This is a genomic window from Delftia sp. UME58, assembly GCF_014170385.1.
GTDB classification, from domain to species: domain Bacteria; phylum Pseudomonadota; class Gammaproteobacteria; order Burkholderiales; family Burkholderiaceae_C; genus Comamonas; species Comamonas acidovorans.
Window position 1 is genome coordinate 138507 of record NZ_LZZV01000083.1, and the last position, 17287, is coordinate 155793.

General features: G+C 62.5%; 19 protein-coding genes. 11 read left to right on the forward strand and 8 right to left on the reverse strand.

What is annotated here, in order from left to right:
* Positions 1-5: 5 nt before the first annotated feature.
* From A9976_RS20630 to A9976_RS31910, 7 genes are all read left to right on the forward strand, one after another.
* Positions 6-536: a hypothetical protein gene (locus A9976_RS20630; protein WP_183020558.1), complete on the forward strand. Its 531-nt coding sequence runs from the start codon at positions 6-8 to the stop codon at positions 534-536.
* 1 nt (position 537) lies between these two features.
* Positions 538-1695, forward strand: a complete 1158-nt coding sequence (locus tag A9976_RS20635) for a GDSL-type esterase/lipase family protein (protein ID WP_183020559.1) — start codon at positions 538-540, stop codon at positions 1693-1695.
* A gap of 50 nt (positions 1696-1745) precedes the next feature.
* Positions 1746-2069 (forward strand): holin, encoded by a 324-nt coding sequence (locus A9976_RS20640; RefSeq protein WP_013802133.1) that lies wholly within the window; start codon positions 1746-1748, stop codon positions 2067-2069.
* On the forward strand, positions 2066-2647 hold the full coding sequence (locus A9976_RS20645) for a glycoside hydrolase family protein (protein WP_183020560.1): 582 nt from the start codon (positions 2066-2068) through the stop codon (positions 2645-2647). Before A9976_RS20640 ends, A9976_RS20645 begins: the two co-directional genes overlap by 4 nt.
* A gap of 19 nt (positions 2648-2666) precedes the next feature.
* On the forward strand, positions 2667-3206 hold the full coding sequence (locus A9976_RS20650) for a hypothetical protein (protein ID WP_409049550.1): 540 nt from the start codon (positions 2667-2669) through the stop codon (positions 3204-3206).
* Complete coding sequence (locus A9976_RS20655; RefSeq protein WP_310889405.1) at positions 3203-3673, forward strand: Gp49 family protein; 471 nt, start codon at positions 3203-3205, stop codon at positions 3671-3673. Before A9976_RS20650 ends, A9976_RS20655 begins: the two co-directional genes overlap by 4 nt.
* A 365-nt stretch (positions 3674-4038) precedes the next feature.
* On the forward strand, positions 4039-4344 hold the full coding sequence (locus tag A9976_RS31910) for an HNH endonuclease (protein ID WP_409049552.1): 306 nt from the start codon (positions 4039-4041) through the stop codon (positions 4342-4344).
* Positions 4345-4371: 27 nt separating this feature from the next.
* Here A9976_RS31910 and A9976_RS20665 read toward each other — a convergent pair whose 3' ends face one another.
* The 6 genes from A9976_RS20665 to A9976_RS20690 all read right to left on the reverse strand — a co-directional run bounded on the left by A9976_RS20665 (position 4372) and on the right by A9976_RS20690 (position 10764).
* Positions 4372-6144 (reverse strand): IPTL-CTERM sorting domain-containing protein, encoded by a 1773-nt coding sequence (locus A9976_RS20665; protein WP_183020562.1) that lies wholly within the window; start codon positions 6142-6144, stop codon positions 4372-4374.
* 1247 nt (positions 6145-7391) lie between these two features.
* Positions 7392-7919: a hypothetical protein gene (locus A9976_RS20670; RefSeq protein ID WP_183020563.1), complete on the reverse strand. Its 528-nt coding sequence runs from the start codon at positions 7917-7919 to the stop codon at positions 7392-7394.
* An 18-nt stretch (positions 7920-7937) separates the two neighbouring features.
* Positions 7938-8225, reverse strand: coding sequence for an integrase core domain-containing protein (locus A9976_RS31455; protein WP_259649260.1), 288 nt, complete (start codon positions 8223-8225; stop codon positions 7938-7940).
* A 197-nt stretch (positions 8226-8422) separates the two neighbouring features.
* The gene (locus A9976_RS20680; protein ID WP_183020564.1) at positions 8423-8842 is read right to left on the reverse strand and encodes a hypothetical protein; all 420 of its coding nucleotides are present in this window, start codon (positions 8840-8842) and stop codon (positions 8423-8425) included.
* Positions 8843-9181: 339 nt separating this feature from the next.
* Positions 9182-10255: a linear amide C-N hydrolase gene (locus tag A9976_RS20685; RefSeq protein ID WP_183020565.1), complete on the reverse strand. Its 1074-nt coding sequence runs from the start codon at positions 10253-10255 to the stop codon at positions 9182-9184.
* 323 nt (positions 10256-10578) lie between these two features.
* The gene (locus A9976_RS20690) at positions 10579-10764 is read right to left on the reverse strand and encodes a hypothetical protein (RefSeq protein ID WP_183020566.1); all 186 of its coding nucleotides are present in this window, start codon (positions 10762-10764) and stop codon (positions 10579-10581) included.
* A gap of 267 nt (positions 10765-11031) precedes the next feature.
* On the opposite strand from A9976_RS20690, the gene A9976_RS20695 reads away from it, so the two are divergent.
* From A9976_RS20695 to A9976_RS20705, 3 genes are all read left to right on the forward strand, one after another.
* The gene (locus A9976_RS20695; protein WP_183020567.1) at positions 11032-11511 is read left to right on the forward strand and encodes a GNAT family N-acetyltransferase; all 480 of its coding nucleotides are present in this window, start codon (positions 11032-11034) and stop codon (positions 11509-11511) included.
* A 135-nt stretch (positions 11512-11646) separates the two neighbouring features.
* Positions 11647-12948 carry a UDP-N-acetylglucosamine 1-carboxyvinyltransferase gene (locus tag A9976_RS20700; protein ID WP_183020568.1) on the forward strand — a complete coding sequence of 434 codons (1302 nt, stop codon included), beginning with the start codon at positions 11647-11649 and terminating at the stop codon, positions 12946-12948.
* A 565-nt stretch (positions 12949-13513) separates the two neighbouring features.
* Positions 13514-13693, forward strand: coding sequence for a CsbD family protein (locus tag A9976_RS20705; RefSeq protein ID WP_012205309.1), 180 nt, complete (start codon positions 13514-13516; stop codon positions 13691-13693).
* Positions 13694-13802: 109 nt separating this feature from the next.
* Here the strand turns inward: A9976_RS20705 and A9976_RS20710 are convergent, their stop codons facing one another.
* Complete coding sequence (locus A9976_RS20710) at positions 13803-14978, reverse strand: GGDEF domain-containing protein (protein ID WP_310889406.1); 1176 nt, start codon at positions 14976-14978, stop codon at positions 13803-13805.
* A gap of 346 nt (positions 14979-15324) precedes the next feature.
* Between A9976_RS20710 and A9976_RS20715 the strand changes: the two genes are divergently transcribed.
* Positions 15325-16887, forward strand: a complete 1563-nt coding sequence (locus A9976_RS20715; protein WP_183020570.1) for a methyl-accepting chemotaxis protein — start codon at positions 15325-15327, stop codon at positions 16885-16887.
* A 51-nt stretch (positions 16888-16938) separates the two neighbouring features.
* Here A9976_RS20715 and A9976_RS20720 read toward each other — a convergent pair.
* Positions 16939-17287: integrase core domain-containing protein (locus tag A9976_RS20720; protein ID WP_183020571.1), on the reverse strand; the 349-nt coding region annotated here is incomplete at its 5' end.

The window sequence follows — 17287 nt, forward strand, 5'->3', positions numbered from 1 at the left end:
GCACTATGGCAACTCAACCCTCCCAGGGCTTTTTGGCCCGCGTCGCGGGCAAGACCCGCCAAATGTTCGGCCTTGTCGTTTCAGCCGGAGCAGCGGATGCCGGCAAGCTCGTGGCCACTGGATCGGACGGGCGGCTGGACCCCACGCTGCTACCCGCCGGCATCGGCGCCAACACGATCATTACTCCGGCGAGCGAGGCCATCGGCGCCGGCAAGTTCGTGAATTTCCATGCTAATGCTGGCGCGCTGAATGTGCGACTGGCCGACAACAGCAACGGCCGTCAAGCCGATGGCTTTGTGAAGGATGCCGTGGCTTCGGCCGGCAGTGCCACCGTCTATCCCTTGGACACCACGAACTCCGCGCTCACGGGCCTGACGCCTGGCAGCCGGTACTGGCTGGGCACGGCGGGCGGCGTCATCACGGCGGCGCTCGACCCCACTGACACGGCCAACGTAAACAAGGTCTGCCAGGAGCTGGGCACAGCCAAAAGCGCGACTGAATTGGTCACGGATGACCTGGGCTACGTGATTCTCTGAAATGACTGCACGCTGGCCTCTTGTAAGAATCGACGGGCGTACTCAGCAGTTGCCCCCGGGCGATACGCTGCAGCTCGATGCCGCATCGGGTAGCCGATTCCCCGGAGGGTTCTCCCGCTGGGCGGCGGCCAAGGCCCGTGGCGCATCCAGCCCGGCGCGCTTCGCCGTGATCGGCGACAGCAATGTGGCCGGCGAGGGCGCTGGCTCCGGCCCCCGGGGGCTCACCGGCGGTGCGGCCGCATCGTTCGCGCGCCGGCTTGCTGGGCTCCTGGGATTCCAGCACGCAAGCTTCTTCGGCGATCAGAACATCACCGTGAGCCCGGCAGTTGCCCTGTCCACCTACGACCCACGCCTGTCGCTGGGATCGGGTTGGGCGCCTGATGCATCGGTTTCCTCAATCGTGGGCGGGCGCTTCCTTGTGGCTGCAGGAGGCTCCTCGGGCAAACTGACATTTTCCCCGGTCTCATCCGTTGCGGGAATCCGGCTCTGGTATCCGACGCTGTCGGGGCTCAATACTGCGCTGTCCGTGGCCGTCGATGGCACCACCATCGATACGATCAATCAGTCCAGCTCCCCGAGCATTGCCCACCGGGACTACACCGTCTCGCCTGGCATGCACACAATAAGCATAGGGGCCGGCGCAAGCGGCAGTGCTTTTGTCTCGGGCATCGAATGCTGGGACGGCTCCGCAGCACCCGTGCTCCTGCAGGGCGGGTTTTGCACAGCGCGCGCGGTAGATCTCAACGTTGCGAGCAACCCCTGGAACAGCCGCCCTGGCGCCACAGCGCTCGCGCCAGACTACGCTCTGCTGTACTGCACCATCAACGACGCCATCGCATCGACCGATGTTGCCGCCTATTACGCTGATACGGAAGCGCTGGTGCGCAGCTTGGCCGCTACGGCTGATGGCTGCCTGTGCGTTGGATTCCCAGCGAGCACCGCCGCCGTGACATCCGGTCGGTACGACGCCTACGCCCAGGCGCTGCGCAGCATTGCAGCCGATGCAAACTGGTCGTACTTCGATGCGCGGGCCGTGCTTGGACGCTCCTACACCGTGGCTTCAGCCAAAGGCTACGCATTCGACAACTACCATCCCAGCCCAGCCGGGGCTCAAGCGCTGGCCGATGGACTGTACGCATTCCTCGCGCCGCATCTGTAGCCCCCGTGTAGGGTTCGCCAGCGCGGCCCGGCCCCGGAATCATCGGGGCCATGAAAACTGAAACCCTCGAAGCCATTGGCGCAGCAGGAAACAAGGCGACCATCCTTGGTGGCTCTGTCGCCGTGGCCGGCAAGATGTCTGCGGCAGACCTCGCGGCATACGTCGGGGCTCTGGTTGCGATCATCGGCCTGTTGATCACCTGGTTCTACAAGCGTGAGGCCGCCAAGCTCCGGCGCGCTGATGACGCCCGCAGGGAACGGGAGTTTCTGCGCAGGGATGCCGAGCGGCAATTGCGCATGGACCTGATGAGAGCTACCGGCGCGCCGGCACAGCACTACGACACAGATTTGGGCGTGCTCGAGGTGGACGAATGAACGCCGGCCGCGTTTCTGCCGCAGGCCTGGGCATCGGCGCCGCCATCTTGGCATCCTGGATCGCAGCCGAGGGATTCAGCGCTGCCCCCATCGTCCCTGTGCGCGGCGATGTGCCCACCATCGGCCATGGCGCCACGCGCTACGAGGACGGCACGCGCGTGACCATGACCGACCCGCCCATCACACGCGAACGGGCGCGCGAGCTGGCCATCAACCTGCTGGAGCAGCAGTACGGGGCCTGCGTGCGCGATTCGCTGGGCGACACGCCGGTGCATGCGACCGAGTTCGCCCAGGCCGTGGACTTTGCGGGCCAGTACGGCTGCGGGGCCTGGCGCGGCTCCTCGATGCTGGCGCGCACACGGGCTGGGGACTATGCCGAGGCCTGCAATGCCTACCTGGCCTATCGCTACATGACCAGCTCCCAGCCACTGCAGGGCTACAGCGCATACCAGTGGGATGCAGCTGGCCGCCCGAAGCGCTGGCGCTACGACTGCAGCACGCCCGGCAATCGCATCTGCCGCGGCGTCTGGACCCGTCAACAGGCGCGGCACGCCGCGTGTATGGAGGCCCAGCCATGAGCCCGATCTGGATTGCCATGTGGTGGTACTGGTGGAGGGGCGGGCGGTGATCCCCGCGCTCTACACCCATGTGGCCGCTGCCGCCGTGGCCGCCGCGCTGGCATGGCAGTTCCAGGGCGCGCGCCTGGGAGCCGAGCTGGCCGAGGCCCGGCTGGAGACCATCACCCAGCAGCTGGCCACCAGCACGGCGCAGCGCGCGGCCGACGCCCGCGTGCGCAGCGCCGAGCAGGCCATGAACACGAAATATCAAGGAGCCCTCAATGCCGCTCGTGACCGTGAGGCGCTGCTGCGCCGTGATCGTGACCAGCTGCTCGCTGTTGCTGACGGCCTGCGCGAGCAATCCGCAGATGCCGCCCGCCGACTTGCCAGCGCTCCCCCTGCTGCCGTCCTTGAGTACGCCACTGCCCTTGGAGTCGTATTTGAAGACTGCCGCGCAGCGTATGGGGACATGGCAGCAAAAGCTGCAGGGCACGCAGCTGATGTCCAAACCCTCGGCGCCGCCTGGCCCGTGATCCCGAGCCTGCCGGCCGCAGGCACCACCACAGAGAGCCACCCATGACACAACACACCTGCGGCAGCAACGGCTGCGGCCATGCATCGTCCTGCGCAGTGCACAACGAGCCCGCCATGCCGGCCGGCCCCTGCGACTGCTCCGTTGAAGCCGAGATCCAGGCCAAGGGCAAGACAGCGGCGCGGGTCACCCCCGATGACATTCAGCGGGAGATCGTCGGCGAGCATTACTTCACAGCCGAGCAGGGCGCGCGCCATCCCGATGCGAAGAACCCGCTGGACTTCGGCGACATCCCCGGGAACCTGGGCCTGCTGACCTTCTGCGTGCTGCGCCTGCGCAACGGCTTCACGGTGACCGGCGAAAGCGCGTGCGCCAGCCCCGAGAACTTCGACGCTGAGATCGGCCGCCGCATCGCGCGTGAGAACGCAGTGCAGAAGATCTGGCCGCTGCTGGGCTTCCGGCTGCGCGACAAGTTGGCGGGGGCGGGTATCGACAACTCCAGCAAGGCTGAGTAGGTTCTGGGCGAAGTGCTGCAAGTCGTGCAGACCTATCTGCCATCCAATGGCGGTACGCCCGAGGAGGCGATGAGCAAGATCATCGGCTTGGTGGACTCATGGCCTATGGGCACTGAACCGAGCAAGCCGAGTGTTGACGGTCTGAATGTGGGTTGATAGTATCGCTGCGTCGGGACCAAAGCGCATCCCGGCCGCAGTCGTCAAGCGACTGCCAGCCTCGCACTAAGTGCCGGCTCCTGATTTAGCCTCCAAGAGGCAACAGGAATAGCTCATGTCTATTCAGGTTGCCTATGAAAAGTCTTCGCAAACTTCGTACTCGTGCTTTCTGGTCGCAGCACTGCTGCTGCTTCTACTGCGGCTTGCCAATGTGGGATTCGACGTTTCATGGCCGATTCCTCAGTGATTACAAGCTGCCCGAAAGCTTGCTACCCCATGTGCGCTGTACGGCCGAGCACCTTATTGCAAAGCAAGAGGGTGGTCCAGACAGTGAGAAAAATATCGTTGCAGCATGCCACTGGTGCAACTCTAAGCGGCATGCGTACAGATCTCACTCTGCTCCTGACCCTGAGAAGTATCGCGCTGAAGTGCAGCGCGCCATGGCTCGGCGGTTGTGGCATCCAGCTGCTCGATGGCTGATGAGGGATGCGTGGCCGAGAATTCAGAGGGAATGAAAAAGCCACCCGAGGGTGGCTTCAGCTTCAAAGCTGGCGGCGCCGTATTCTGGCGAGGCCGAGCATGGCCAGGATGGCGGACATAAAGATCAGGCCCCATTCGGACAGGGTTGGGATGGCTTTCGAAGCGGCTGACGGAGCAACCAAGGGCGCGGCCAGTATGGCTGGATCGGCAAACAGGCCCGAAGTCTTGTTGGTGTCCAGCGGACCGTTGTCAGCAACTGTATAGGTCACCTGGTTGTTGTTGATCGAATCTGGCACGAACGTCTGCCAAGCTGCACCGTCCCATTTCATCATCGTCGCCCCTTGTGGCACCTGGCTAGGGTAGGTCAGTGTCACCGTCAGGTTGCTGCCCGGCTGGCATTGATCGGCGGCAAAGTCAACGGCCGCGAATGGGTAGCTGTAGGCTTGGGGCAATGCCAGTCGCTGCGCCAGGGGCAGACTGCTTGTGTTGGCGAAAGTCGTCGGACCTGTAAGCGTGCAGCCGGGGGCAGGGTTGGAAATGGTCAGCGCCACGCCTTGGCCCGAGGCGCTTTGTTGAGGTACCAGCACCAAGGCGGTGCTGGGCACACCGTTCAACACGAGGCTCGGGTTGGTGGCTGCGGGGCCGGTCAGAGTGCCGCCGTTCAAGGCGATGTTGCTGCCAACGGTGATACCGTCTGCGTCCATGTCACCCGCCTGCACGGTGTAAGAAAAGACCAGCGCCGTGCTGCCAGAGCCGCTGGCATAAGTAGCTTGGCGGATGGTGCTGCCGATGGTCAGGGGGATGGAGGGGACGCCGACCACTGTGACGGCTGCTGAGTAGTTCACCGTGAAGCTCAACACACTGCCCGTGCTATAGGCGCCGTTGGCAGGCACGTTGACGGACTGCACGGTGGGTGCTGGGTCCACCAGGGTCACGATCTTATCGTACGTGCAGTTGTTGGCGTCTGTGATGGTGACTGTATGGGTGCCCGCGCGCAGACCGGTGGCAGTGGCCGCAGTTGCACCCGAAGGAGACCAGGAGAACGTGTAGCCCGGTGTGCCGCCGGAGGGAGTGACGGTGGCCGTACCGTTGGCGCCGCCGACGCTGCTGGGGTCGGTATGCACCGCGGAGGCGGTGATGGCTGTAGGCTGGCTAACAGTAATAGATCTGTCGATGTAGTCTCCCAAGCTGTCAGTTACTCTCACGCTGTAAACGCCAGCGGCCAGTCCTGTGAGCATGGACGTGGTGGCGAGGTTGGACCACGCGTAGGTGTAGGGGGACGTTCCGCCGCCAGGGCTGATCGCTGCTATGCCAGTATGCGATCCATTGCAGGCAATGTTGGTCGTGGCCGTGGAGGTCACTAGCTGAGATGCGCGCGTCACTGTTACGGTGTAGGTCTTGACTGTGACGCCATCTTGCGCGGTCACCACTACCGAAATGGTGTTCGGGCCCACGTTAAGAGGAAGTGGTCCGGATGACGCGCCATTGGCAACGGGTGAACCGTTCACCAGCACTGTGGCAGTGCCATCGGCCATCGTAGGGGTGATGGTGATGGTGCTGGTCGGGTTGCTGACCTGCGCCGTGTAGTTGAGCTGGCCCGAGTTGAAACTCGGGAGCAACGCGCCGCTTGACAGGGTCAAGTCTGACAGATCGGCATTGTCGGACACTGCCCATGCTGGTGCAGCCAGAGCCAGCAACAACGCCATAAACGTGGCCCGCCCCAGGCCCAGGAGTAAAAGCAAGGGCTGGCTCCAACGAGCATAGCGACAGTGAGTGCTGGATGGCATAGTGGTGTGTTTCATCAAAAAAGAGAGTTGGCCGTGCTTGTGATGCATGCACTAGAGTCGCGGATGTCCCGGAAATGGGAAATGCGGCAGCAACCTCGGTATTTTGATGCAAATGTGAAACTATGTGTATCAATAAAATTGGCCATTTACGCTTGTGAGGCTGACACTGCTGGCCATGCCGCGCTGGGCGGCAGCATTGCGCTGCAAAGACCCAATTTCGGTTGTCTGATACATCGTAGACCGCTGCTTCGTACGCGAACAAGGTTTGGGTCTGTGGCTGCCTGCTCGCCCTCGAACAGAGTTCCGTGATCACGAACCCATCACCGTGGGCACGCTCAATGTCGCGCCGCGTGTCCTTATCGATACAAGCTCCAAGCGCCGCCGCTTATGGCGGGCCGCAGCGGGCAGTGATGGTGTCGCCGTCTGAGACGCCACCGACAAGGCAGAGGAGGGTGGCTGCGAGCATGCCGCAGTGTAGCGAGCGCAAACGCAAAAAAAGCCCCCTCGGCTGCCGTGGTAGCGCCGAGGGGGCTTTTGTCGTTTCAGCAGGCGAAGTGTGCGGGGATTTTTGCCATCATGGCTGCGAGCCATGGGTTCTACGCGGGCTGCGCGCCGCAGCGCACAGAGGGAAACAATACATCGCGCGAAGCGAGCACGCCGCTTTTAATCCGTTGGTCGCGAGTTCGAATCTCGCAGGACCCACCAACAAACACGCGGAAGCCGCGCTATCGTAAAGGTAGCGCGGCTTTTGTTTTATTCCCAATTTGGGAACAGAGGTCAGCCCAGGGACTGCCGTTTCGAGACCTTCGAGCGGTCGTAGACCCGCGCCGTGGTGGCCGAGCTGGCGTGAGCTCGGGTGGTGACCTACCCCCTTTAGACGTGCCAATGTTCAATTAGCGAGCCCAAGGTTGTGGAGACTACTGATCACCGGAGAGTCACTGCGGGCTTTGTCTCTTGGAGCCATTAGCATTCATGCCCGTCGCATGGCGGGCTGGCTGCCGACCATAGGGTTTTTGAGGAGCGATCCTCTGAGATAATTGCTTCATGTCAGACATCATCTTGGTAGCGCTCTGCTTTCTAGCCGCGCTCATACTGGTTTCCAGCGTGTGGCGCTATCCCAGGCTGAGGTGGCTACTTGCCGCTTTGGTGTTTGCCTCGTTCCTAACTCGCTTTGATTGGTTCAAGACATTTGTCAGTTGGCGGATTTAGCGCCCAAGGAAAAAAGCCCGCCAGGTTCGCCAGCGGGCTTTTGTGTTTTTGCTCTGGTCAATCCAGGTGTTGGCGTGCCAGAAAGGCTATGGCTCGCGTCGGACAGACAGATAGCCAGGAAGTGCACTCTCTCCTTCAAGAAAGATAGTGATCAACAGTCCATCTTTTAGGATCATCTCGTCGGGGAACAGTGAGGTACCTGTCTTTTGGGCGTGGCCAGCTTTCCTCTCTGAGACTGAGAAGATGTTTGGCATGCCACCATAGGATGGCTTTTTGCCAGCGCAGTACAAGTAAGCCATGCCTGAAAATTTATTCTTGATATCGCCGGCACATTCATTGGCATCCATCACCAAGACAGCCTTTCCTTCTGCATTTTTGAAACGCATGACAGGAATATTGTCTTCTACAGAAAGATTCGCCGATGTGATTTTTAAGCGATTGCGGCGGCTATCCGTCACTGTGTAGTTTCCAGTGAAAATAGGTATTGCATCGGAAGCATCTCTTTCTCTTTTGGGTTGCTGTGCCTGATTGGTGCTGTTGCGACTTTGGTCTGTGGTTGCGCAGCCGGCAAGCAAGGTTGTCGCGATAAGAAGAGCAAGGTATTGAAGCTTCATGTGGCCTTGAAAAGTATGTCAATCGTTTCGAGTTGAATATATCCGATGCGTACACCAGACGCTGACCAGTTGCCGATGCATGTACTTACCGGCCACCTTCGGGTGTATTGACCCAGCGGTTTCTGCACAGGTCAGGCGGCTAAAGCATATGCCTCGGCGGGGGTCTTCGTCGCCAGCCTGGTGAGGGCGCCGGTGGTTGTACAAGCCGATCCAGTCTGCGATCACGCGGCGGGCGTGCTGCAGGGTTTCGAGCCGGTGGCGATGCACGCATTGGTCTTTGAGCGTTCTGATCACGCGCTCGAGCATGCCGTTTTGCTCCGGGTTGTAGGGAGTGATGAACTACTGCTGCAGGCCATGGCTCCTGACCCAAAGTTCCCGGAGTGCGCCGGTTATTCGATGCAAAGGGCTTGCGCCAGGTGGCCAAGATGCCGGGCGCGAACGGGCATGCCTTGCGCGTTTCTGCAGGACGAACAGATCCTGGGCTGGCTGGACGCCACGCTCCGTCAATTCACTACCGAAATCTTGAGCACGTACGCCGATGACTTGCCCTGGCGGGCGGCTGCGCGGTTGAGGAAGACACGCACACGGTAGTCCCCGCTGGCGGGCAATGCACCGGTCCATGTGGGTCCGTCTGCCACCTCGCCCCGGTACAGCGCTTCCTCGCTGCCGGGTGGCAGCACGTTGAAGTAGGTGGAGGTGGATTTCGTCTCCATGTGCACGGTCATCTTCTGCCCGGCACCCGCACGCACTATGTAGTCGCGCGCCTGTACCTTGTTGCCTTGGAGCTTGCCTTGAACAGTGGCGTCCGACGTGCCTTTCTTGAAGTTCACCGCAGTGGAGAGAACATCCGCCTGGGCGATCGCTGGCACTTGCACAAGCGTGATGGAAGCGAAAAACGCGGCCGCGCAAATTCTGAAAAGCATGCTGGTCCTTTCTAGGAGGCACCGATCGCCTCGCTTGCATGCAGGCTACCAGACGATCGAGGAGGTTGACCGCCACGATGCTCAACGAGACCGGCTAGCCGTGGCAGACCGGGACCGACGGAAGATTTGACCGCAGGCTGCGCGGGGAATACCTGTCCATCGGGTGGTTTCGCTTGCACGAAAAGCTGTCTCGAATATTCTTTCTCCATGCACGGATTTTTCATGATATTCGCTGAAGACGTCATGGATGAAAAAATACCTGAAGCAATTGCGATATGCCGGTCCATGGGAAAATCATGCCGATTGATTGTTGCGACAGCGCCGCATGGAGCCGTCGTCTCAGAGACCCAGAAATTGAAACGGCACTGATTCCTGGAACTGCCGCGTGGCATCGCCCGAGAAGGTGTGGTTCTGGTCCGTTCCCAGATCTAGCTTGAGCACCTTGCCGGTTTTCTGGCTGAAGTCGAGTGCCTTGAGGTCTATCCAGAAGGTGTTTGGTGTCAACGCTGATTCGAAGAAGTAGAGCTTGCGCTGGTGATCGAACACGGTTCGCCAGCGGGTCGAGGAGATGTTGGGTTCCTCGGGCGTATTCAGGCCGTAGGGCACCGAAGCGTTGCGGATCACGCTGAAGACGCTGGCAAGGGCCTTGTTGGGGTCCTGATTTTTGGGGATGGCGTTGACGTAGAACGACGCGCGGGCAAACCGGTCAGCGGCGCGATTGGTGCCGGGCAGCATGGTGGTGCCGCCCACTTGCTGCCAATAGGTGTTCAGCGCCAGTTGCTGATCAAAGGTCGGCGAATTGGTCATGACCTGGTATTGCCGGCCGTGGTGTATCACCTGCCGGCCGTCGATGTACTCGACGATGGCGCTGTCGCCGCTGGCGTCGGACATCGAGAGATGCAGCGTCGTCAGCCGGTTTTCTCCGGGAACGTTGTCGGAGACGATGGTGAAAGGTTCTTTCTCCAGCGCCGCAACGGCTTCCTGGACGGTGGCGAAGTTGTCGAGCACGTATTGCGCCCAGGCTGCGATGGTCAGGCCAGGCTTGCTGCCGGCCCCGAAGGCCGGGTATTGGGACTCCACCAGCCAGAGCAGATTGGCGTTCAGGCCGGCTTCATTGACTCCGTCGGTGGTGGATACGTCATAGCCCGAGGTGATGACGCTTCCGTATCTGGAGGTCCAGCGCAAGGAGTTCGGGCCTGCCTTGCCTGTACGCTCCATTCCACGCGGCAGCACCCAGAGATTGCTGACGATGTCGCTTTTCCAATCCATGGAGCGCGCGGTGACGACTTGGCCGCTCGCACCGAGAAAGACAAGGCGGGTACATGCCCAGGTGCTGGAAAGGGCCGTAAGGCCGGAAAATCCCATCAGCAATGCACCCATTACGGGATGAATCTGCAATCTGCGTTTCTTCACGGCAACTCCTTTGCGGGCAAATGGACTGGTGCACCAGTGTAGTGCTCCATTTGCATTCAAAGTCAGAAGAAGGAGGGCAGAAAAATCCGCCTTGGGATCTTGAGAAAAAGGCGGCTCGGAAATCTGGCGGTCTTGTGGTTGCGGCGCAAGGACCTGGGGCGCAGGCGAGCGCAGGGCGGCGCAGCTGTCAGATGGCGTGGCTGAACATGGGGCTGGCCAGCATCGCCACCGCAAAGGAGATGGCGCAGATCGCAGACCACAGGAAAACGAGGAAGAGATGGCGCATCGTGCAGTTCTCGGCAGTTGCTATGGTTCTTGCCCGCTCAATTGCGGAGGCGGTCCAGAATGCGCAGCCCGAGCATGGAAAGGCGTTCCAGCAGGGGGCGTGGCTCCATGCGCAGCAGCAATAGCTGCTGGCCGCCGCGCACGGGAAAGGCTTCCAGCAGGCTGCGGTGGTAGCGGGCATCCGGATCCGGGTTGAAGCTTTCTGTGGGAACGACTCGATGCATCTTGTATCTCCGTCATGTGGTTTCTGAAGCCTTGCCGGAGCGCAGCCTCTGACGGGGTTTATTTCAATTGGTTTCGCGGCGTTTCGGTGCGGGTCAAGTTTGTGGTCGCATGTAGGCCGGGTCTGTACACCGCGTATGTGTTTTGCGGACGTGCCGTGCGGCCTGGCCGCAGATCTTCAGAAGGTGTGAGGAGTGCGCCGGCAACTGCTTGGTGGCGGCTGGCAGTCCCTAGAATCCGGGGTCCTCACCCCATTTGCCAGGAGTTCCATGTCGTCCGTTCCCACGCTTCAGATCCGGCCCGTTACACAGGCAGACCATCAGCAATGGCTTCCTCTTTGGCTGGGCTACAACGCCTTCTACGGGCGCGCTGGCGAGACGGCGCTGCCAGAGGGCATCACGCAGGCGACCTGGGAGCGCTTTCTCAACCCGCTGGAGCCGGTGTTTGCGCTGGTGGCCGAGAGCGAGGGTGAGCTGGTGGGCCTGGCGCACTACCTGTTCCACCGCAGTACCACGCGGCTGGAGTCCGTGTGCTATTTGCAGGATCTGTTTGCCGATGCACGCCGGCGCAAGCAGGGCATAGGCAAGTCGCTCATCCACGCGGTCTACGAACAGGCTTCCCAGGCGGGAGCGCGCCGAGTCTACTGGCAGACGCAATCTTCCAACGAGGCAGGCCGTGCGCTGTATGACCAAGTGGCCGAGCACCGTGGTTTCATCGTCTACGGACACGAACTCCAGGGCCGAGCCTGACGCTTTGTTGTCGGCTTGGCGGCCCAAAGACGAAACCTGTTGAAACAGCGGGTGCGCACAGCCGCTGCGCAGCCGCCAAGCGGGCTGGCAACCCTAGAATCACGCGTTGTCCTTTCGCCGCTTGCGCTGCACCCCATGTCCAATCTCATCGTCCACGGCGGCACGCCTTTGCGCGGCCGCGTCGTTCCCTCTGCCAACAAGAATGCCGTGCTGCCGATTCTGTGCGCCACGCTGCTGACCGATCAGCCCCTGCGGCTGCATGGCGTGCCGGACATCACGGATGTGCGCAAGATCCTCGACATCTTTCGCACGCTGGGCAGCGAGGTGCAACTGGACGAGGCCACGCGCACCCTGCAGCTGCACCACCGCGACACGCGCTTCGACGCGTCCTCGCACCGCCTGCCCGAGGAAATGCGCTCTTCCATCATGCTGGTGCCGCCGCTGCTGGCGCGCTTTGGCGTGGCGCGGCTGGAGGACAACGTCAAGGGCTGCACGCTGGGCGTGCGCGAGATCGATCCGCACGTGGACATCTTCCGCTCCTTCGGCGGTGAGGTGGAGCGCGCCAGCGGCTCCCTGCTGATCCACAGTGCTGCGCCGCTCAAGGCCGTGCGCCACTGGCTGGACTACGCATCGGTTACGGCCACGGAGAACTTCGTGCTGTGCGCCGTGGCTGCGCAGGGCGAGTCCATGCTGACCAATGCGGCATGCGAGCCGCACGTGCAGGAGTTCTGTCGCTTCATGGTGATGATGGGCGCCCACATCGACGGCATCGGTACCTCGCGGCTGACGGTGCGTGGCGGTGCGCCGCTGGGCGGCGGCGAATTCACCTTCGAGGAAGACTTCCACGAGATCACCACCTTTCTCGCGCTGGGCGCGATCACGGGCGGCGATGTGGAGGTGCGCAACAGCACGCCGGACAACTTTCCGCTGATCGACCGCACCTTCGCCAAGTTTGGCGTGCAGGTGGAGCACAAGAACGGCTGGTCGCGCGCACTGCGCTCGGGGCCGCTGAAGGTGCAGACGCCGTTCACCAGCAATGTGCTCACCAAGGTGGAAGCTGCTCCCTGGCCATACTTTCCGGTAGATTTGCTGCCCATCTTCATTGCGCTGGGCGTGCATGCGCAGGGCAATGCGCTGTTCTGGAACAAGATCTACGATGGCGCGCTGGGCTGGACGGGCGAGCTGTCCAAGTTCGGTGCCCATGTGTTTTCTTCTGACCCCCACCGCGTGGTCACCTTTGGCGGCAATCCGCTGACGCCGGCCGTGGTGGAGAGCCCCTACATCATCCGCGTGGCGATTGCGCTGTTCATGGTCGCCAGCAGCATCGAAGGCCGCTCGGAGATCCGCAACGCCACGCCGATTCGCCGTGCGCATCCGCACTTTGTCGAGAACCTGCGCAGCCTGGGCGCGCGGGTGGAGTGGACCCACGAGGAGTGAGGTCAGGCGGCGATGCGCAGGCCGCTATGCCTGCGGCGCCGCACCCGAGAATCTCTTGGCCGCCCTGAGCAGGTAGCTCGCGGCATAGGGGATGGGCCATTCATCTCGTCGTCGTTCACGCGGTCAATGATTTGCAGCAGGCCTGAAGGTCGGCCTACATCTGTGGCAGCACGCTCAGCCCTGCGCAAGGCGCGCGCAGTCGTGCATGTCTGTGTCCGGCATGGTTGTGTGCCTGCGCAACAGGTCTGGGGTGCAGTGCTCGTACGCACGAGCATCGCGCAGTTTCGAATTGGATGAAGCCGGCGACACGGCCCAGGCCGGCCCGGACCTGAGACCGAAGCGCTCGATCGCCTGTGCACCGAAGCGGGTGAGGCTGCAGCTCCGCCCAGGCCACGGGCGGCGCGCAGGCCCGTCGCACCAGCAGGAAGACCCGAGGCTGTAGGCCCCAGACCACGCTCATCGTTGCAGCACGCTGGCGCGCGCTCCGGTTTGCCGCGCGTATCGTTGCGTTGGGTCTTGAACAACCTATCCCTTTTTGAAGGCTCTTGCAGCAAAGGACGCAACTATGAACACGGATCAGATCAAGGGCACGCTCAAGGATGCCGCAGGCAAGGTGCAGCAAAAGGCTGGCGAGTTGATCGACAGCCCGGAGCAACAGGCCAAAGGCATTGCCAAGCAGGTCGAAGGCACGGCCCAGAAGAAGCTGGGCGATGTGAAGGAAGTCTTGAAGGACGCGAAAAAATAAGGCATTCGCCGTGCCTTCAAGAACAAGCCCGCCATACCCTGGCGGGCTTGTTCTTTTCCACGAATTTCGATGAATAGGCGCGCGAAGAAGGCGCACCGCGCTGTCTGTTTCAGGCGGTCTGCGGCATCCTGCGGCCGGGGTCCGTGGCCACATGCACGCGGTCGCGGCCTGCCAGCTTTGCGGCGTAGAGCAGGCCGTCGGCGCGCGTCAGTGCGTCGGTCAAGGCGGTGTTGGCGGCCACGGGCGCGATGCCGAAGCTGATGGTGACGCGCTGGCCGGCCGCCAGCACATAGCCGTCCGCGCTGAGCTGGGCGCGTATGCGCTGGGCAACGCGCTCTGCCTCCTGGGGCGTGGTGCGCATCAGCAGCAGCACGAATTCCTCGCCGCCAAAGCGTGACACCAGATCGTCGTTGCGCACGTGTTGCTGCAGGGTCTGGGCCACGGCCTGCAATACACGGTCTCCGCAGTCATGTCCCCAACTGTCATTGATGCGCTTGAAGTGGTCTATGTCGCCTATCAGCACGGAGATCGGGGCCATGTGCGGATCGGCCAGGCGCAGCTCGGCAGCCTCCTGGAAGGCACGGCGGTTGAGCAGGTTGGTCAGCGAGTCGTGGTTGCGCTCCTCGCGCAGCGCGGTGAAGACATCGCGCACCGTGCAGGCCAGCAGCATGAGGGTGAACAGCAGCGCAAACGACAGCGTGCTGACCAGGGTCACCAGCCAGTAGGTGGAGCGTGCAATCTCGTTGAGGTCGGTGCTGCCCAGGGCCAGCACCAGCAGCGGCCGGGCAGCGGTGTAGCCGGCAAACACCACGTAGGACCAATAGAGCATTCTCTCCAGCCAGTCCTGCGGCGGCCGGCGCCGCAGCATCGCGGGCGCCGGCAGCATCTGCAGCAGGCCCAGGCCGGTGTTGAGCCAGTGCACGCGCACCCACAGATCGACCTGGACCCGGCTGTAGTAGTACAGCGCAGCCAATACGACGGCGCCTATGAGCAGCCCCAGCACGGGATGGGCCGAGACGCCATAGCGCCCCGCCATGCAGCGCGCGAAGCACCAGGTGCCGAACAGGTACATGGCGCCCGTGAATACGGCCCAGTGGTGCAGTTCTTCCCGGGGTGCAAGGCTTTGCCAGGCCAGTGCCAGGGAAACCAGGGCGTATCCGCCCGCCATCCACAGCAGGTAGCGCTGGCGCCGCTGCACCAGCCAGCACACGGCCAGCGTGCAACCGAGCAGCAGGATGCTCAGCGGCGCAATCAATACATAGAGGCGATCGGTATCGAGTGACACATCCACAGCGTGTTATGCACTTGCAGGTGCGGGTGGCGACAGCTTCGCGATTGCGGCATTGAATGGTGCTGCATTCCGGAGCGCCGGTCCATTTTGCATCCGTTGCCACGGTGCCGGCGGCTGCATGTGCGCATGTGCCGCGTTGTGCACGGCTGGCGATATCGGGCCTGCCCATGCCGTGGCCTCAAGTCCCGGGCATTTGTGACGAAAGAGCAGGTCATCTTTTCCGGATTGGTGGCCTATGCCGATATGGCAAGGCGTTGCGCCGGGAAACGGTCGCCGCTGATGTGCGCGGCCTGTTGTTTCACCTTTCCTGTATTCGGTTTTTCCGACGAGAGTGCTACGAATGAAATTTGATCAATGGAGCGTGTCCGCCAAGCTTTGGGGCACGCTGGGCGGCTTGCTGGCGATGATGCTTGCGGTATCGCTGTGGGCACAGTTTGCGGCGGCCCGCGCCATGGACCACGGCATGCAGACGCTGTCCGAGTACGAGAGCCGCATCAGCCTGGCCATTCAATGGAAGGGCGCAACGGAGACTACGGGCGAGCGGGTGCTGGCCAGCAATGCCTCCACCGATGAGGAACTGACCCGCCTGCTCGACGGCCGGGTCAAGGAAGGCTCGGCACTGATCACCAAGCTGCAGGCCGAGATCGTCAAGGGCGCCAGCGATGCCGACAAGGCGGCGCTGGAGCGCATTGCCGCCATCCGCACCGAGGTGCTGGCACTGAACAAGCGGGCGCGCGAGATCAAGCTGACCGGCGATGCAGCGGCATTCCGCGAGTTCGTCCAGCAGCAGTACCTGGGCGCCATTGGCCGCTACGTGGACTCGCTGGAAGTCTTCGTGCAACTGCAGCGCAGCCAGCGCGATGCAGCCCGCGAGCAGGCCCAGGCCGCCCGGCAGCAGGCCAGCGTGCTGGCCTGGATCGTCCAGGGCGTGGTCCTTCTGGCGGGCCTGGCGCTGGCCTTGGTGCTGACACGGGCCATCACCCGCCCCCTGGAACGTGCCGTGCAGCTGACGGACGCCATCGCCCAGGGCGACCTCACGGTGTCGGCCGATGACAGTCGCAAGGACGAGTTCGGCCACCTGCTGCGCTCGGTCTCGGGCATGGCGGCGCGGCTGCGCGGGCTGGTGACGGAGGTGCGTGACAGCGTGCATTCCATCTCCACCGCATCCACCGAGATTGCCGCGGGCAACCACAACCTGTCTTCGCGCACCGAGCAGACGGCATCCAATCTGGAGGAAACGGCCGCCAGCATGGAGCAACTGACCGCCACCGTGGGCCAGGCGGCCGACACCGCGCGCCAGGCCAATCATCTGGCCGGCAGCGCCGCCCAGGCCGCCGAGCGCGGCGGCGCCGTGGTGGGCCATGTGGTGGCCAGCATGGATCGCATCGGCGACAGCGCACGCCGCATCTCCGACATCATCGGTGTCATCGACTCCATTGCCTTCCAGACCAATATCCTTGCGCTGAATGCTGCCGTGGAAGCGGCCCGCGCAGGTGAGCAGGGCCGCGGCTTTGCCGTGGTGGCCGGTGAAGTGCGGGCCCTGGCCCATCGCAGTGCCGAGGCCGCCAAGGAGATCAAGGTGCTGATCAGCACCTCCGTGGACGCCGCGCAGGAAGGCTCGGCCCAGGTGGCCCAGGCCGGTCAGGTCATGGACGATATCGTGGGCAGCGTGCGCAAGGTCTCGGACATGATCGGCGAGATCACGGCATCTTCCACTGAGCAGCGCGACGGCATTGGCCAGGTCAACCAGGCAGTCAGCCAGCTGGACCAGATGACTCAGCAAAACGCAGCACTGGTGGAGGAATCCGCAGCGGCTGCGGCCGCCCTCAGCGACCAGGCGCAGCGCCTGTCGGGCATGGTGGCAGTGTTCAAGGTGGGCAATGCCGTGCCAGCCTTGCGTTGACCCGTACCAAGGCGCAATAGCACACTGACCCGTCCTGCCATAGGTTGACACCTATGAAGGACACCGATCCGGCGTAATCCAGCCGGCCAGAGACGCCCGATGAACCTCATCGGGCGTTTTCAATTTTAGGGACAGGTGCGGTCTTTCCTGGTTGTAGATCTGCACGGCCTGCTGGACCATCCGGCTGGCCTGGGCCAGATCGGCAGGCCGATGCAGCAGGAACTCCATCTTCAAGATCCCGTTGACGCGCTCGGCCAGCGCGTTCTGATAGCAGTCGTAGCCGTCAGTCATCGAACAGGCAATGCCGTGGCGCCGATGAATCTCCTGATAGTCATTCGAGCAGTACTGGATGCCCCTGTCCGAGTGATGCACCAGCATTTGCTGCGTCTGGCGGCCGTTG